Raw genomic sequence first — 14,223 nt, 5'->3', positions numbered from 1 at the left:
GGCCGAGGTGTCGCCGGTCAGAACGTGGCGACGTTCAGCAGCTTCTCCTGGATGCCGTCCGGGTCGCCGGCCGGCCAGCTGTAGTTGGTCGTACCGGCCGCCTGAAGGGCCGACTTGACCGCGCTCGGCGTGGCCGTCGGGTGGGTCGCCTTGTAGAGGGCGGCGCCACCGGCGACGTGCGGGCTGGCCATCGAGGTGCCGGAGATGGTGTTGTAGCCGCCGCCCTTCCAGGTCGAGTAGATGCAGACCCCCGGGGCCATCAGGTCGACGTCGGCGCCGTAGTTGGAGAAGTCGGCGATGGTGTCGTCCACGTCGCTGCGGCAGGTGGCCGCCGCGCCACCGCCCGGCAGGCCGTTGAAGTCGGCCAGCGCGGAGACGGTGATGACCTCGTCGTACGCGGCCGGCACGTGGTTGGCGGCGTTGTCGGTCTCGTTGCCCGCGGCCACGACGTACGTCACGCCGGCCGCGACCGACGCGCAGATCGCCTCGTGCATGGCGTCCTTGTTGCTGCCGCAGGCGCTGTCGGAACCGGAGCCGCCGAGGCTCATGTTCGCGACCTCGATCTCGCTCGCGTGCGCGGTGACGTAGTCGATGCCGCAGATGATGTCGGAGAAGGTGCCGCTACCCGCGTTGTTGAGCACGCGGACGGGCCAGAGCCGGGCGCCCGGCGCCATGCCGACCACACCGTCGCCGTTGTCGAGGGCGCCGATCGTCCCGGACACGTGCGTGCCGTGCCCGTTGCCGTCGTTGGCGCTCCTGCCGGTGGAGCAGTTCTTCGCCCCGGCGGTGTAGACGTTGAGGTCCGGGTGGGTCAGGTCAATGCCGGTGTCGATGACCGCCACGTCGACGTTCACCCGCTCGTCCGTGCCGTTGATCTTCGCGGTCGGGCTCAGTTCCGCGTCGGCCCGGTCGATGCCGGTCGGGGTGGTCTGCGCCTCGGTCGTCGCCACGCCGTCGGGCTGAACGAAGAGCACCCGGGAGTCGCGGGCGACGCGGGCGGCGGCGGTGGCACTCATCCGGGCCGAGTAGCCGCGCAGGGCGTGCTCGTAGACGTGTCCCACGGTGGCACCGGTCGCCCGGGCCTGCTCGGCGGCGACCGACGACGAGTTCGCGTCGGCGCGGAGGACGACGATGTAGCCGGTCTCCACCTCGGTGCGGGGGGCGGCGGTGGCGCCGGTCGCCGAGGCGGCGACGACGATGCCGGTGAGCATCGCGACGCCGAGTGTCTTGCGCATGGGGGTTCCTCTCCACGTGCGGTCGGGCCGGTTGGCCCACGCCGAGGCTGGCGCAGCCGACAACCCGCGGACCAGAGCGGACAGCCATTCGTTACTGGAAATATATAAATTCATACTAAAGGGCGCACAATGACTGGCCTGACGTCGGAAACGCCAGGCCGGGCGGGTGGTACGTCGCTCCTGCCGGGTTATCGCCGTCGGCCGGCGCGGCGTTTCACCCAGCCCTTGGCGGTACGACGACGGCCGGTTACCGTCGAGCCCACGCAGAGCGGAAGGGCATCGTTGACCTCGATGGACACACCGGATCCCGACCTCGTCCGCCGGGCCGTGGCCGGTGATCCCGGGGCGGTGACCCGGGTGCTCGCCCAGATCAGGCCGATCGTCGTGCGCTACAGCCTGGCCCGACTCGGGCACGTCGGGGCCGGCGGCGCCACGGCCGAGGACGTCGCCCAGGAGGTCTGCATCGCGGTGCTGCGCGCCCTGCCCCGCTTCACCGAACAGGGCCGCCCGTTCCTCGCCTTCGTATACGTCATCGCCGCCCGCAAGGTCGCCGACGCCTGCCGTGCGGCCAGCCGCGACCGGACGGAGAGCGTCGCCGACCTGCCCGACACCGTCGACCCCGCTCCCGGACCGGAGCCACGAGCGCTCACCGCCGACCTCGGCGCCCGCCTCTCCGGGCTGCTGGCCCAGTTGCCGGCGACCCACCGGGAGATCCTGGTGCTCCGCCTGGCCGTCGGGATGACCGCCGACGAGGTCGGTACGGTGCTCGGTATGACCGCTGGTGCCGTACGGCTGGCGCAGCACCGGGCGCTGACCCGGCTGCGCGCCCTCGCCGGTGACTCGCTGACAGGGGTGCTGCGGTGAACGGCGACAGCACGACGGGTCCCGAGGACCCGGTGCTGCGCGACGACGAGCTGCTCGACGCGCTCCGCCGCGGCACGCCACCGCCGCCGGACGACCCGGTGGCCGCGATGCTGGCCGGCTGGCACACCGAGATCGAGACCCGGGCCGCCCGGCTGGAGACCGCCCCGTGCCCGGTACCGGACGGCACGCGGCCCGCCACCCCGACGGGCCGGTCCGGCCTGGACGGTGACGCCGGCGGACCGACGGACCGGACGGACCACGGGTCGAGCGGATCGGCGGCCGGCCTGCGCCGGCCCCGGCCCGGCACCGGCCGCACGCGGCGACGGAAGGTACGCCTGCTGTCCGGGGCGGCCCTCACCATCGCGACGATGGCCGGCGGCGTCTGGCTCGGCGCGGCCCACGCCGAGCCGGACGGTCTGCTCTGGCCGGTCACCGAACTGGTCTGGACGGAACGGGCCGAGTCGGTGGTCACCGAACGCGAGATCGACCGGCTGCTGGACCAGGCGCGACGCGACCTGGTCGCCGGCCGGTACACCCAGGCTCGGGCCGGCCTCGACCGGGCCGCCACCCTCCTCACCCGACTCGGCGACGACCAACGCGCCGACCGACTGCGGACCGACCTCGACGACCTGCGGAAACGCCTGCCAGCACCCGCCGGGCCGGCGAGCCACACCCCACCGGCCAACCTGCCCGGTGCGCCGGCGACGCCACCGGCGGCCGGCCAGCCGGTGGGCGAGCCGGCTCCGGCGACATCGTCGCCGGTCGTGCCGGCCGACGAGGGGTCCGCGGCGACCCTGCCGACGTCACCGGTGACACCCGGCCGACCGGGCCACCCCGCCCCGCCCACGACCGCCCCGGCCACGGCCACACCCGTCAGCGAGGCCGGCCGGCCGGCGACCAACCCCGGCAGCGGGGCCGGCCGGCCGGCGAAGCCCGACCGGCCCGCCGTCGGCCCGGGCCGACCGGCGGACAGCCCGGCCACGGACCGCGGGCGACCGACCACGAACGCGCCCGCGCCCACCGGCGGCGGTGGCGCAGCGGCAATCACCGATACCGTCCCGGAGCGGTCCACACCGCCGCCCCCGCCGGGCGACTCCGCCGGGGCGGTGACCGGGGAGCGCCGCACGACCACCGCCCCGGCCGCCGACCCGCCGGACGCGTGAGGCGAGCGGACCCACCGCGGGCCGGCCCGGTGCGGGCCGGTGACCACCGGCGTACGGGCTGATAGCTTGCCCCGGTGACTCCGCGGCGTCGGCGACTGGCGATTCCCTTCCGCCTGGCCATCGTGCTCAGCGTGGTGGCCGGCATCGTGCTCACCGCCCTCGGCCCGGCCACGGTGACCGGCCTGCTGCCCTACTTCACCATCCAGAGCAACGTGGCGGTCGGCGTCTTCGCCGGGTACGCCGCCTGGCTGGCCTGGCGGGACCGCCCGGAGCCGCCGTCGGCGCTCAAGGGCGCGGTGACCGTGTACATCACCATCACCGGCACCGTCTACCACCTGGTGCTGGCCAATCCGGCCAGCCCGTTCGCCATGATCCAGCCGCAGCGCGAGCTGGGCGAGTGGTGGGGCAACCAGTTCCTGCACACCGTGGTGCCGCTGCTCGCGATCGCCGACTGGGCGCTGCTCGACCGGCGCGGCCGGCTCCGTCCGCGGCACGCGGCCTGGTGGCTGGCGTTTCCGCTGGCGTACCTCGGGTTCGCCCTGGTGCGCGGCCTGATCGTGCACCGCTACCCGTACCCGTTCATCGACGCCGGCAAGCTGGGCTACGACGGGGTCGGGGTCTCCTCGCTCTTCTTCGCGTTCGCGTTCTGGCTGCTGGGGCTGCTTTTGGTCGGGGTCGACAAGGGCCTGGCCCGGCGTACCCGGGCGGCGCCCCCGGCAGTCGGCGCGGCGGCGCCCGGGAAGACCCCGGCAGCGCCCCGGTGAACCCCGGCCTCGACACCGCCGCCGCCGAGCTCTACACGGCCTTCGCCCGGCAGCCCCGGCCCGCCACGATGGCGTACTGCGACCACTGCGTCCGGCCCGACGAGGTGGCGGTGCTGCTACGGGTGCCGCTGCGCGAACTCACCGCCGGCCAGCTCGGCCGCTACGCCACCAGGTGCCTCAGCACCTGGGGCGACGTCGAGGACCTCCGGTACCTGCTGCCCCGGCTGCTGGAGCTGATGGCCACCGGCGGGCTGGACGATCCGGTGCTGCCGGAGAGCCTGCTCGGCAAGGTGGGCACGCATCGGCACGGCTGGCCGGCCGACCAGCGGCGGGCGGTCGAGGCGTACCTGGGGGCGTGGTGGGCGGCGACGCTGTCGGCCCACCCCGCGCCGTGGGAGGCGACGACGGTGCTGGCGGCCGCGGGTGCCGCCGGGGTCGACGTGGCGCCGCTGCTGTCGGCGTGGGCGGCCGACGGTGGCGAGCCGGCGGCGCGGCACCTGGCCGACCACCTCTTCGATCCGCTGCCCCGGGACGATCCGCCGTGGGCCGCCGCCGCACGCGCCTGGCGGGCCGGGCCGGACCCGGCCCGGATGCTGATCGAGGCGCTGCTCGGCACGAGCGACCCGACCGTGGCGGCGCAGGTCTCGGCCGCCTACGAAGTCCTGCCGCCCGGCTGAGCCGCCGGTCAGCGCAGCCGGGGTCGGCGGCGGGTAGCCCGGTCCCGGCCGAACGCGTCGGCATGGCCCCATCGGCCCGGGATGTCCAGCAGTTCGACCCGGCCGTACCCCTCCGGGACGGCCGGGTCCACCAGCAGGTTGTCGCCGCAGGGGCGCAGCCCGAGCAGCGCGGCGACCAGCATGAGCAGCCCTCCGGAGGCCCACGACTGCGGCCGGCCGGCGGCCGGGAGCTGAACCGGGTACTTGGTCACCGCGCGGGGGTAGCCGGCGATCACCTCGGGCACCGAGCCGCCGAGCGTCTCCACCACGGCGAAGAAGCCGTCGGCGATCCGGACCGCCTCGTGGTGGTACCCGTACCGGCGCAGGCCCGCCGCGATCAGCGCGTTGTCCGACGGCCAGACCGCGCCGAGGTGGGCGCCGACGGGGTTGTAGGGCCGCTGCCCGGTGGCGTACGTCCGCACCCCCCAGCCGGAGAAGAGCTCCGGTCCGCACAGGTGCGCCGCGAGCGCGCCGGCCCGCTCCGGTTCGACGATCCCGGTGAAGAGCAGGTGCCCGAGGCCGGAGGTGAGGGCGTCGACAGGCTCCCCGTCCGGGGTCAGCGCGAGCGCGTAGTACTCCCCGTGCGGCAGCCAGAAGTCGCGGTTGAACCGCTCCCGCAGCCGCGCCGCATCGGCCTCCAGCCGGCCGGCGTACGCCGGGTCGTCCCAGAACTCCCGGGCCAGCCGGGCGCCGCGCAGCTTCGCGTCGTACACGTAGCCCTGGAGCTCGGCGGTCGCCCGGGGGAACACCGGCTGGCGGCCGCGCCGGTCCACCACGGCGTCCGGCGAGTTCCGCCAGGTCTGGTTGGCCACCCCGTTGACCGTGTTGCGCGGCTGGTAGCGAAGGTAGCCGTCGCCGCACAGGTCGCCGTACGTGTCGATCCAGTCCAGCGCCATCCGGGTCGGGTGCTCCAGCTCGCGGACCAGGTCGGCGTCGCCGCTCCAGTGCTCGTACTCGTCGAGCAGGACCACGAAGAGCGGGGTGGTGTCGGCCGCACCGTAGTAGATCGCGGTGGGCTGCTCGCCGAACGCGGCCGCCTCGCCGTAGCGCAGCTCGGCGAGGATCTTCCCCGGCTCCTCGTCGTGGTAGTCGTCGAGCTGGCCGCCTTGGAGCAGGGCGAGCAGGTGCAGCGTCGCCGGGGTCAGCTCGGGGGTGAACGGCAGCGTCTGCAGGCAGGTGATCATGGCGTCCCGGCCGTAGAGCGCCATCGCCCAGGGCAGGCCGCCCACCGGCACCCGCTCGGTGTACGACAGCGGCGTGTAGCGCAAGGACGCCAGGTCGGTCAGCGCCTGGGTGTACGCCGACTCCAGGGATTCGCGGTCGGCGAAGAGCTGCGGGGCGCGCTCGAGCCAACCGGCGAGGTCCTCCCGCATGTCCTGCCGGACGTTCTGGCGGTGGGCCTCCAGGCTGGCGCGCAGGTCCCGGTCGCCCGCGCCGTGGATGATCATGTTGATGTGCAGGTCGGTGTGCCACTCGCCGTCCGGTGCGACCCGGATCCGGAAGGTCATGCCATGCTGGTCGACCTCCACCGGGGCGGTGCTGGTCACCAGCGTCTCCCGGGTGAACCGCCCACGCTGGTAGCAGAGTCGCAGCTGGCGGCGCGCGGAGTCGGCGGTGACCATCGGCCGGCGCGGTGCGGGGCGGCTGATCTCGGACGTGTCGGCGAAGTCGCTGCCGATCTCCATCCGGATGGTGTACTCGGCCGGCTCGGCCGAGTGGTTGAGGACGGTGATCCGCTCGTTGAAGCTGTCGTCGATCGAACGGTGCCGGATCACCGAGACGTCGGCGTCGACGTAGTGGCTGGCGGCGCCCGGCACCAGCACGAACCGGGTTTCGAAGGCGGCCAGCTCGTCCCGGGACAGGGCGTGCAGCCGCTGCCCGTCGACGGTGAGCACCCACCGGGACACGAACCGGGTGTCGAACGACCACAGGCCGATCGGGGCGTACGGATCGACCTCCATGTCGCCCTGCCGGTCGCTCTTGGCGAACGAGTTGCCGGAGAGGGCGTGCACCAGCTCGTGCTTCATCGCGGACCTGCCAGCCCGCAGGCCGTCTCGCGCGGGTGTCGGGCTCCGGGCGGGCCGGGAAAGAGCCGCCGCAGGGTCAGCAGCAGCCGCAGGTTGCCCTTGACCGTGAGGTCGTTGCGCAGCAGCGCCGCCGCCGGGTGCAGGCGCCCCTCGGCGAGCCGGTCGAAGACCTCCCGGTCGGCGCGGACCACCAGCTCGGCCTCCTCGGCGGACCGGTCCACCCGGACGTCCTGGTGGTCGATGGTCAGGTACCAGTGCTCGGTCCGCGCACCCTCGCGCAGGTCGAACCGGAGCGTGCCGGACGTGCTCTCCGGCAGCTCGGGGTGGTGGCCGGCCACCCGCCGTGCCAGGTGTTCCGCCGAGGCGCCCATCGGTCCCTCCCCTTGTCCCGTCGTCTCCGCTGGGTCCCCGCCGCGAGGGTGGGTCCAACTCACCCGGACCGGGTGAGGGCTGGTGGCGGGCCTGGGGAGGCGGCCGTGCCGGTCGCCGGCGCGCGGTCAGCTTCGCTGGATGAGCCCGCGCACGTACGCGGCCTGGCCGACGTGCTGGAGATCGTCGTCCAGCACGCTCAGCAGCCGTACGCCGAGGGTGACCGGCGGGTCCCAGTTCTCGTCCACCACCCGGTCGAGGTCGGCCGGACGCAGCCCGCGCAGGTACGCCAGGGTCCGGTCCACCACCGCCCGGTGGTAGTCGACAAGCACCCGGCCGTCCGCCGGCCGGACCGCGGCGATCTGCTCCGGGCCGTGTCCGAAGCCGGTGTCGTTCGGATCGGCGCGCAGCCCGCACCGGTCCGCCCACTCGCCGGTGACCCAGAACTGCTCCTCCCCCATCACGTCGGCGACGTGGTGGTCCTGGAGCCGGGTCAGGTGCCAGACCAGCCAGCCCACCGGGTTCGCGCCGGCCGCCGGGGCCTGCCCCAGCTGCTCCGGGGTCAGCCCCTGGACCGCCGACTCCACCAGGTCGGGCAGCCGGCCGTACGCGTCGGTCAGTAGGTCGTTCACGTCCACGGGTCCACACTCCTCCGCCGTCGGTGCCACCAGGGGCAGTACCGCTCACCCGGCCGGGCAAACCTCGCCCTACGCTGATCATGTGGTCGCGGCGCTGGAGTTGTATCTCGACACCGACGCCACCCGGCGGATCCGGGTGCTCTGGGACGCGTTGGAGTCCGAGGGCGTGCAGAGCATGAAATCCCTGCTGGAACAGCGGCACCGGCCGCACGTCTCGCTCGCGGTGGCCCCGCGCTTCGACCCGGAGCGGGTCGCCGGGGCGCTCGCCGGAATGGTGGTGGCCGCCCCGCTGCGGCTGGAGTTCCAGCACGCCGGCCAGTTCGTCGGGCGGGTGCTCTGGCTCGGGCCGACTCCCACGAACGAGCTGCTGTCCCACCACGCCCAGGTGCACCACCGGCTCGCCCGGGCCGGCATCGACCTCGTCGAGCACTACCAGCCGGGACGCTGGGTGCCGCACTGCACGCTCTCCATGCGGGTGCCGAACGCGCTGATGGCCGCCGCGGTCCGCCGCTGCCTGGAGGTACTGCCGCTGGCCGCCACCGTGGTCGGCGCGTCCGTCACCGATCACGCCCGAGGCATCTCCCACCCGCTGCCCTGACGGGTCGCGCAGGGCGGATCACCGGGTCAGCGCGGGCCGAAGTCGACGAGGAAGGTCGGGTACTCGGGTTGCGGGCACGGGTCCCCCCGGTGGCCGAGCCGCTCGTAGAAGGGTGCCGCACGCTCCCGGTGGGCCTGCCACTCCAGGTGGCGGACCCGGCCGGCCGCCCACCGGGAGACCGCCGCGAGCAGCGCGGCGCCCACGCCGTGCCGGCGCCGGTCCGGGCGTACGTAGAGGTCGTGCAGGCGGGCCGTGCGGTGCGCGTCACCCGAGCGCAGGTGCGGACCGTGGTCCTGGGCGGCGGCGTACCCGGCGAGCCCGTCGGCGTCCACCGCGCCGAGCAGCGCCCAGCGGGGGTCGGCGAGCAGGTCCAGGAAACGCCGCCGGTGCAGTTCGGGCGGGTCCTGCCCGATCCCCATGGCGCACAGCATCGGCCAGAGCGCCGGCCAGTCCCCGGCGGTCAGTTCCCGTACGCTCGTCACGCCGGCCAGGATGCGGCCCGGGCGAGGGTGAGGCCACCGGTTTCCGGCCGGGCCGGCGCCTGGCAGCGCATCACCAGCAGGGCGATGTCGTCCTCGTGATCGACCGGGGCGAGGTCGAGCAGCAGGTCGCAGAGGCGGTCCGGCGGGGCGTCGCCGACCTGCTCCAGCCGTAGCATGAGGTCGGCGATCCCCTCGTCGAGCACGTCGGCGCGGCGTTCCACCAGCCCGTCGGTGTAGAGCACCAGGGTGCTGCCGGCGGGCACCTGCACCGTCTGCTCGCGGCGCGGCGCGCCGGGTTGCACCCCGAGCATCAGGTCGTGGTCGGCGAGCAGCCGTACGCCGCCGTCGGGGCCGCGCAGCAGGGCCGGCGGGTGCCCGGCGTTGGACCAGCGCAGCAGCCAGCCGGCCGGGGTCGGCTCGGCGCGGGCCAGCAGTGCGGTGGCCAGGGCCCGTACCTGGAGGCCGCGCAACGCCCGGTCCAGCCGGCCCAGCAGGGTCGCCGGGCCGTCCTCGCTGTCGTACGCCAGCCCGCGCAGCACGTTGCGCAGCTGTCCCATGGCCGCCACCGCGTCCCGGTCGTGCCCGGTCACGTCGCCGACCACCAGCACGGTCGATCCACCGGCGGTCTGGAACGCGTCGTACCAGTCGCCGCCGACGTGCATGCCGTGCCCGGCCGCCTGGTATCGGACCGCGATGTCCAACGCGCCCGCGGTGGGCGGGGAGGTGAGCAGGCTGTGCTGCAACGCCTCGGAAAGCCGCTGGGCGGCCAGCGCGCCGGCCCGCTGCGCGGCCAGGTGCTGGATCCGGTCCAGCGCCTGCGCGCACTGGGCGGCGAACGCCTCCAGCATGGTGATCTCGTCGGGCCGGAACCGCCGCTCCGCCCGCCAGGCGACGGCCAGCGAGCCCAGCAGCCGGAGGCCGACCCGTAACGGCAGGAAGGCCCAGGCGTCCCGCCCGGTGTCCTCGTACACCTCGATCATCTCGGGGGTGAAGGCGACGCCGGCGGCGCGGTCCGGCAGCAGCAGCGGCTCGCCGGTGCGCGCCACCCAGCAGGCCGGCAGCGGGCTGTCGTAGGGCAGGTCGCCGTAGGTGACCTGCACCTGCGGCCCGAGCCCGTGGCCGACGACCGCTCGCAGCCGCTCGACGCCCTCGCGGACGATTACCGCGCCGCCGTCCGCCCCGAGTACCGGCACCGCCCGGTCCATCATGACGGCGACCAGATCCTCGACTGTCTCCGTGCTGAGCAGGTCGAGCGCCACCGCGACCATCCGGTGCAGCCGCTCGTCGGCGCGCCGTTCGGCGCGCTGCACCACGGCGATCTCGCGTTCCCGGGCGGCCGCCACCCGGCGTAACGCGTCAGCCTCGACCTGGGCCCGCTCCTCGCGGCTCCGGCGGGCGGCGAGCGCGTCGCTGATGTCCAGGCCGGTCGGCACCAGCCAGGTCCGGCCCGTCTCGTCGTCGCGGACGGGGATCAGCACCAGGTCGACCATTCGCCGGGTGCCGTCGCCGAGGAAGAAGTGGCTCTCCGTGCGCAGCGGCTCGCCGGTCCGCAGCACCTGCTCGCACCAGCCCCGCAGCCGGTTGCTGAGGTCCGGGTCGGGCGCCCACCAGCCGCACTCCCAGAACGGCCGCCCGATCGTGTCGTCGCGGACGAGGCCGCAGCCCTCGATGGAGGCGTGGTTGGCCTCCCGGAGCTGTCCGTGCTCGTCGAGGATCCCGGTGAAGAGCAGGGGCGTGTCGTACAGCGCCTGCAGCCAGCGGGCGGCGAGGGCGTTGCTGAACGGGGCCCGCTCGGTGGTTCCCGCCGCGGGAGCGATCGGCAGCCCGGCGTGGTCCCCACGCACCGGTCCCTCCCCTCGTCCGGTCGTCGGCCGACGGACAGCACAGCACACCGGCCTGCGGCGGTGCCCACCGGTCCGTCGCGGGGCGGGTTGACAGCAGCATCCGAAAGTCTAGACTTACCGTTCGTGGCCACTTACCAAGGACGAATGCTCGACGCGCTGGGCGACCCGACCCGGCGCGCGGTCTTCGAGCTTCTCGCCGCCGGGCCACGCTCGGTCGCCGAGATCGCGGCCGACCTGCCGGTCAGCCGTCCCGCGGTGTCCCAGCACCTGAAGGTGCTCAGGGAGGCCACCCTGGTCTCCTCGACGGCCGTCGGCACCCGCCGCGTCTACGCGCTGGACCCGCAGGGCCTGGCGGCCGTGCGCGGCTACTTCGACCAGTTCTGGCAACAAGCCCTGGCGGCGTTCGCGGACGCCGTCGACAACCCTCCCGAGGAGGAGCCGTGACCACCGCAGACACCGACACCGCCGTACGCACCAGCGTGCGGGTCACCGCCGGCCCCGAGCGCGCGTTCGAGGTCTTCACCACCGGCATGGACCGGTGGTGGCCGCGCTCGCACCATCTGCTCCCCGACGACCTGGCCCGAGTCGTCGTCGAACCCCGGGCCGGCGGCGCGCTGAAGGAGGAGAGCGTCACCGGGCGGGCCTGCGTCTGGGGACGGGTGCTCACCTGGGACCCGCCCCGCACCTTCGCCTTCGCCTGGCTGATCGGTCCCCGGTGGGAGGTGCCCGACCCCGATGCCGCCGGCAGCCGGGTCACCGTCACCTTCACCCCGGTCGACGGCGGCACCCGGGTCGACCTGGTGCACGACCGGCTGGACGCGCACGGCAGCGGCTGGGAGAAGGTCCGCGACGCGGTCGCCGCCGAAGGCGGCTGGCCGGGCCTGCTGCGCGACTACACCGGGGTCCTGTGACGTAGTCCTCCCGGCTCCCGGCCGGCACGACCGCCCGGCCGGGAGCCGGGACCGGCGGGAATGGCCGTTCCGCCGGAGCGGCATACACTGGCCGCGTGAGGCAGACCCGGTGACCAACGCGAGCCCGCCGTCAACGGCGCACGCCCACGTCTGCCTGGCGTACGACGACCCGGCCGCGCTCGACGCCCGGATGGTTTCGTTCCTGGCCGCCGGGCTCGCCGCCGGCGAGCGGATCGCCCTGATCGCCCCGAGCACGCCCGACGAGCTGACCCGTCGCCTGGACCGACTGCCCGGCCGCGACGCCGCGCTGCGCCGCGGCGCGCTGCGGCTCCTCTCCGTCGAGCAGATGTACCGGGCGGACGAGGTCGTCGACCCGCTGACCCAGGTCCGGGCGTACCAGGCCGCCACGGAGGACGCCCTCGCCGCCGGCTACACCGGCCTGCGGGTGGTGGCCGACGCGACGCCCCTGGTCCGTACGCCCGCCCAACGGGACGCGTTCGCCCGCTACGAGTACCTCATCGACGGCTACATGCGGGACCGACCGATGTCGGCGATCTGCGCGTACGACCGGCGCGAGCTGGGCGACCCGGCGATCGCCGAACTGGCCTGCCTGCACCCGCAGACCAATGCGGACGTGCTGTTCCGGCTGCACGCGGCGACCGACCCGGGGGTCGTGACGCTCCACGGCGAGCTGGACCCGTCCAACCACCGGCTCTTCGCCGCCGCGCTGGGCCGGGCCGACCCGCGACCGGCCGGCGGCCGGCTGGTGGTCGACGCGACCGGGCTGCGCTTCGTCGACCACCGCAACCTGCTGCACCTGCGCAACCACGCCCGGCGGCACGGCGCGACCGTCATGCTGCGCGCCTCCCGCTCCGCGGTGGCCCGGCTGGTCGAACTGCTGGACCTCGCCGAGTTCCAGGTCGAGGTCGTCCGATGAGGACCGGGGCTGCGGCCGGCCACGTCGGCTACTACCACGAGGCGATCTTCTTCGACTCCGACGAGCACCTGCTCGCCGTGGTGGTGCCGTTTCTGCTCGGCGGCGTCGACGCCGGCGAGCCGGCGGTGGTGGGCTTCGGCGAGCGCAACGCCGAACTGGTCCGCCGGGCCCTGCCCGCCGACTCCGGGGTGACCTTCCTGCCCGGCGGGGACGTCTACGCCCGCCCGACCGCCGCGATCAGGGCGTACCGGAAGCTGCTGGCCGGGTACGTCACCGAGGGCGCCCGGCAGATCCGGATCGTCGGCGAGCTGCCCCCGGCCGCCCTCGGCGCGACCTGGGACTGGTGGGCCCGCTACGAGTCGGCCATCAACCACGCCTACGACGACTTCCCGCTGTGGAGCATGTGCGCGTACGACACCCGGATCACCGCGCCCGGCGTACTGGCCGACGTGGCGCGCACCCATCCCCGGGTCGCCCGGCCGGACGGCAGTCACGTGCCCACCGGGGTCTACACCGAGCCGCCGAGCTACCTGGCCGAGCAGCGGCCGATGCTGCCCGACCCGCTGCAGCACACGACGCCGGTGGTCGAGCTGACCGACCCGACGCCGGCCGAGGCCCGCGCCGCCGTCCAGGCCGCCGACCGGGGGCAACTCGCCGCCGACGACGTCGAGGACATGACGGTGGCGGTCAGCGAGATGGTGACCAACGCGCTGCGGCACGGCCTGTCACCGGTCAGGGTGCGGGTGTGGAGCGCCCCGGACCGGATCGTGGCGACGGTGCACGACCACGGCCCCGGCCCGAAGGACCCGTACGCCGGCCTGCTCCCGGCCGGCGACGGCGCGTCCGGTGGCCTCGGCCTGTGGATCAGCCACCAGTCCTGCAACCATGTGGTGCTGCACCGGGAGGCCGCGGGCTTCACCGTCCGGCTGACCGCCGGAAACCCGTACTTCCCGGTCTGACCGGCTCAGCCGTCGGTGAGCACGACGTGCAACCGGCGGGGCCCGTGCACCCCCTCCACCCGGCTCAGCTCGATGTCGCTGGTCGCCGAGGGGCCGCTGATCCAGGTGAGCGGGCGGTCCAGGGTGAGCCGGTCGAGGGCCTCCGGCACGATGCCCACGACCTGTTCGGGCCGGACCACGCAGACGTGCAGGTCGGGCAGGAGGCTGAGGGCCCGCCGCCCCTGGTCGGCCCCGGCGTCGAGGACGATCGTCCCGGTCTCGGCGACGGCGACCGCGGCGGCGGTGACCACCGCGTCCACCTCGGCCAGTCGCGCGGCGGGCAGATCCTCGTCGACCATCACCTCGACCGTCCCGGGTCGCCACCCGGCCGGCAGCCCGGCCGGCACCACCACGGTCCGGGCGCCGGCCGCGGCGAGGATGCCGGCCACGGTGCCGGCGACGGTGCCGGCGACGTCCGTTCCGGCCGCCCGGTGCACCTCGGCCCGGTAGTCGACCAGCCGCCGCCGGAGCAGCTCGACCAGCTCGGGATGGCCGGGCGGCCGGTCACCGTGGCGGCGGGGGGCGGGCCCGGGCGCGGGCACGACCGGTGGGGCCGCGGCCAGCGCGGCGCGCAGCCGGGCCAGCACCTCCTCCCGCGCGCTCACGACCCGCTCCGCTCGGTGGCCCACCACTGCCGGAAGGTCTGCGGGGGCGCCGCCGGCACGTCCCGGCTCGCG

Annotated in this window: 16 protein-coding genes; 9 read left to right on the top strand and 7 right to left on the bottom strand. The window is 74.8% G+C overall.

The features are described 5' to 3' along the window. Positions 1 to 17 precede the first annotated feature (17 nt). Entirely contained in the window at positions 18 to 1,235 is a 1,218-nt protein-coding gene (locus tag ACL02O_RS30710) for a S8 family peptidase (protein ID WP_412821671.1), read from the bottom strand. Between the two features lie 291 nt (positions 1,236 to 1,526). Here ACL02O_RS30710 and shbA point away from each other — a divergent pair, with 291 nt between their 5' ends. The 4 genes from shbA (at position 1,527) to ACL02O_RS30690 (ending at position 4,703) form a co-directional block, all read left to right on the top strand. After that, positions 1,527 to 2,099 carry an RNA polymerase sigma factor ShbA gene (gene shbA, locus ACL02O_RS30705; protein WP_412821670.1) on the top strand — a complete coding sequence of 191 codons (573 nt, stop codon included), beginning with the start codon at positions 1,527 to 1,529 and terminating at the stop codon, positions 2,097 to 2,099. After that, positions 2,096 to 3,262, top strand: a complete 1,167-nt coding sequence (locus ACL02O_RS30700) for a hypothetical protein (protein WP_412821669.1) — start codon at positions 2,096 to 2,098, stop codon at positions 3,260 to 3,262. Before shbA ends, ACL02O_RS30700 begins: the two co-directional genes overlap by 4 nt. 74 nt (positions 3,263 to 3,336) lie before the next feature. Next, positions 3,337 to 4,026, top strand: a complete 690-nt coding sequence (locus ACL02O_RS30695; protein ID WP_412821668.1) for a Pr6Pr family membrane protein — start codon at positions 3,337 to 3,339, stop codon at positions 4,024 to 4,026. Next, positions 4,023 to 4,703, top strand: coding sequence for a hypothetical protein (locus ACL02O_RS30690; protein WP_412821667.1), 681 nt, complete (start codon positions 4,023 to 4,025; stop codon positions 4,701 to 4,703). Before ACL02O_RS30695 ends, ACL02O_RS30690 begins: the two co-directional genes overlap by 4 nt. 8 nt (positions 4,704 to 4,711) lie before the next feature. On the opposite strand, the gene ACL02O_RS30685 is transcribed toward ACL02O_RS30690, so the two are convergent. The 3 genes from ACL02O_RS30685 to ACL02O_RS30675 form a co-directional block, all read right to left on the bottom strand. Continuing rightward, positions 4,712 to 6,769: an amylo-alpha-1,6-glucosidase gene (locus ACL02O_RS30685; RefSeq protein WP_412821666.1), complete on the bottom strand. Its 2,058-nt coding sequence runs from the start codon at positions 6,767 to 6,769 to the stop codon at positions 4,712 to 4,714. Next, the gene (locus ACL02O_RS30680) at positions 6,766 to 7,140 is read right to left on the bottom strand and encodes an SCP2 sterol-binding domain-containing protein (protein WP_412821665.1); all 375 of its coding nucleotides are present in this window, start codon (positions 7,138 to 7,140) and stop codon (positions 6,766 to 6,768) included. Before ACL02O_RS30680 ends, ACL02O_RS30685 begins: the two co-directional genes overlap by 4 nt. 126 nt (positions 7,141 to 7,266) lie before the next feature. Then, a complete protein-coding gene (locus ACL02O_RS30675; protein ID WP_412821664.1) occupies positions 7,267 to 7,776 on the bottom strand; it encodes a mycothiol transferase in 510 nt (169 codons plus the stop codon). An 82-nt stretch (positions 7,777 to 7,858) separates the two neighbouring features. Here ACL02O_RS30675 and ACL02O_RS30670 point away from each other — a divergent pair, with 82 nt between their 5' ends. After that, complete coding sequence (locus tag ACL02O_RS30670) at positions 7,859 to 8,374, top strand: 2'-5' RNA ligase family protein (protein WP_412821663.1); 516 nt, start codon at positions 7,859 to 7,861, stop codon at positions 8,372 to 8,374. Positions 8,375 to 8,400: 26 nt separating this feature from the next. Here the strand turns inward: ACL02O_RS30670 and ACL02O_RS30665 are convergent, their stop codons facing one another. Continuing rightward, on the bottom strand, positions 8,401 to 8,856 hold the full coding sequence (locus ACL02O_RS30665; protein WP_412821662.1) for a GNAT family N-acetyltransferase: 456 nt from the start codon (positions 8,854 to 8,856) through the stop codon (positions 8,401 to 8,403). Continuing rightward, on the bottom strand, positions 8,853 to 10,700 hold the full coding sequence (locus ACL02O_RS30660) for a SpoIIE family protein phosphatase (RefSeq protein ID WP_412821661.1): 1,848 nt from the start codon (positions 10,698 to 10,700) through the stop codon (positions 8,853 to 8,855). Before ACL02O_RS30660 ends, ACL02O_RS30665 begins: the two co-directional genes overlap by 4 nt. Before the next feature lie 123 nt (positions 10,701 to 10,823). On the opposite strand from ACL02O_RS30660, the gene ACL02O_RS30655 reads away from it, so the two are divergent. The 4 genes from ACL02O_RS30655 (at position 10,824) to ACL02O_RS30640 (ending at position 13,507) form a co-directional block, all read left to right on the top strand. After that, positions 10,824 to 11,144: an ArsR/SmtB family transcription factor gene (locus ACL02O_RS30655; RefSeq protein WP_412821660.1), complete on the top strand. Its 321-nt coding sequence runs from the start codon at positions 10,824 to 10,826 to the stop codon at positions 11,142 to 11,144. After that, a complete protein-coding gene (locus ACL02O_RS30650; RefSeq protein WP_412821659.1) occupies positions 11,141 to 11,611 on the top strand; it encodes an SRPBCC family protein in 471 nt (156 codons plus the stop codon). The genes ACL02O_RS30655 and ACL02O_RS30650 overlap by 4 nt, the downstream gene beginning before the upstream one ends. A gap of 109 nt (positions 11,612 to 11,720) precedes the next feature. Next, positions 11,721 to 12,548: an MEDS domain-containing protein gene (locus ACL02O_RS30645; RefSeq protein WP_412821658.1), complete on the top strand. Its 828-nt coding sequence runs from the start codon at positions 11,721 to 11,723 to the stop codon at positions 12,546 to 12,548. Beyond that, positions 12,545 to 13,507: an anti-sigma factor RsbA family regulatory protein gene (locus tag ACL02O_RS30640; protein ID WP_412821657.1), complete on the top strand. Its 963-nt coding sequence runs from the start codon at positions 12,545 to 12,547 to the stop codon at positions 13,505 to 13,507. Before ACL02O_RS30645 ends, ACL02O_RS30640 begins: the two co-directional genes overlap by 4 nt. Positions 13,508 to 13,512: 5 nt before the next feature. Here ACL02O_RS30640 and ACL02O_RS30635 read toward each other — a convergent pair whose 3' ends face one another. Next, positions 13,513 to 14,151: a LutC/YkgG family protein gene (locus ACL02O_RS30635; RefSeq protein ID WP_412821656.1), complete on the bottom strand. Its 639-nt coding sequence runs from the start codon at positions 14,149 to 14,151 to the stop codon at positions 13,513 to 13,515. Between the last annotated feature and the right edge of the window lie 72 nt (positions 14,152 to 14,223).

The sequence above is a fragment of the Micromonospora mangrovicola genome, from assembly GCF_047200535.1.
GTDB lineage: Bacteria > Actinomycetota > Actinomycetes > Mycobacteriales > Micromonosporaceae > Micromonospora.
The sequence above is the reverse complement of the archived record's forward strand: the minus strand, read 5'-3'. Positions and strand labels throughout refer to the sequence as shown.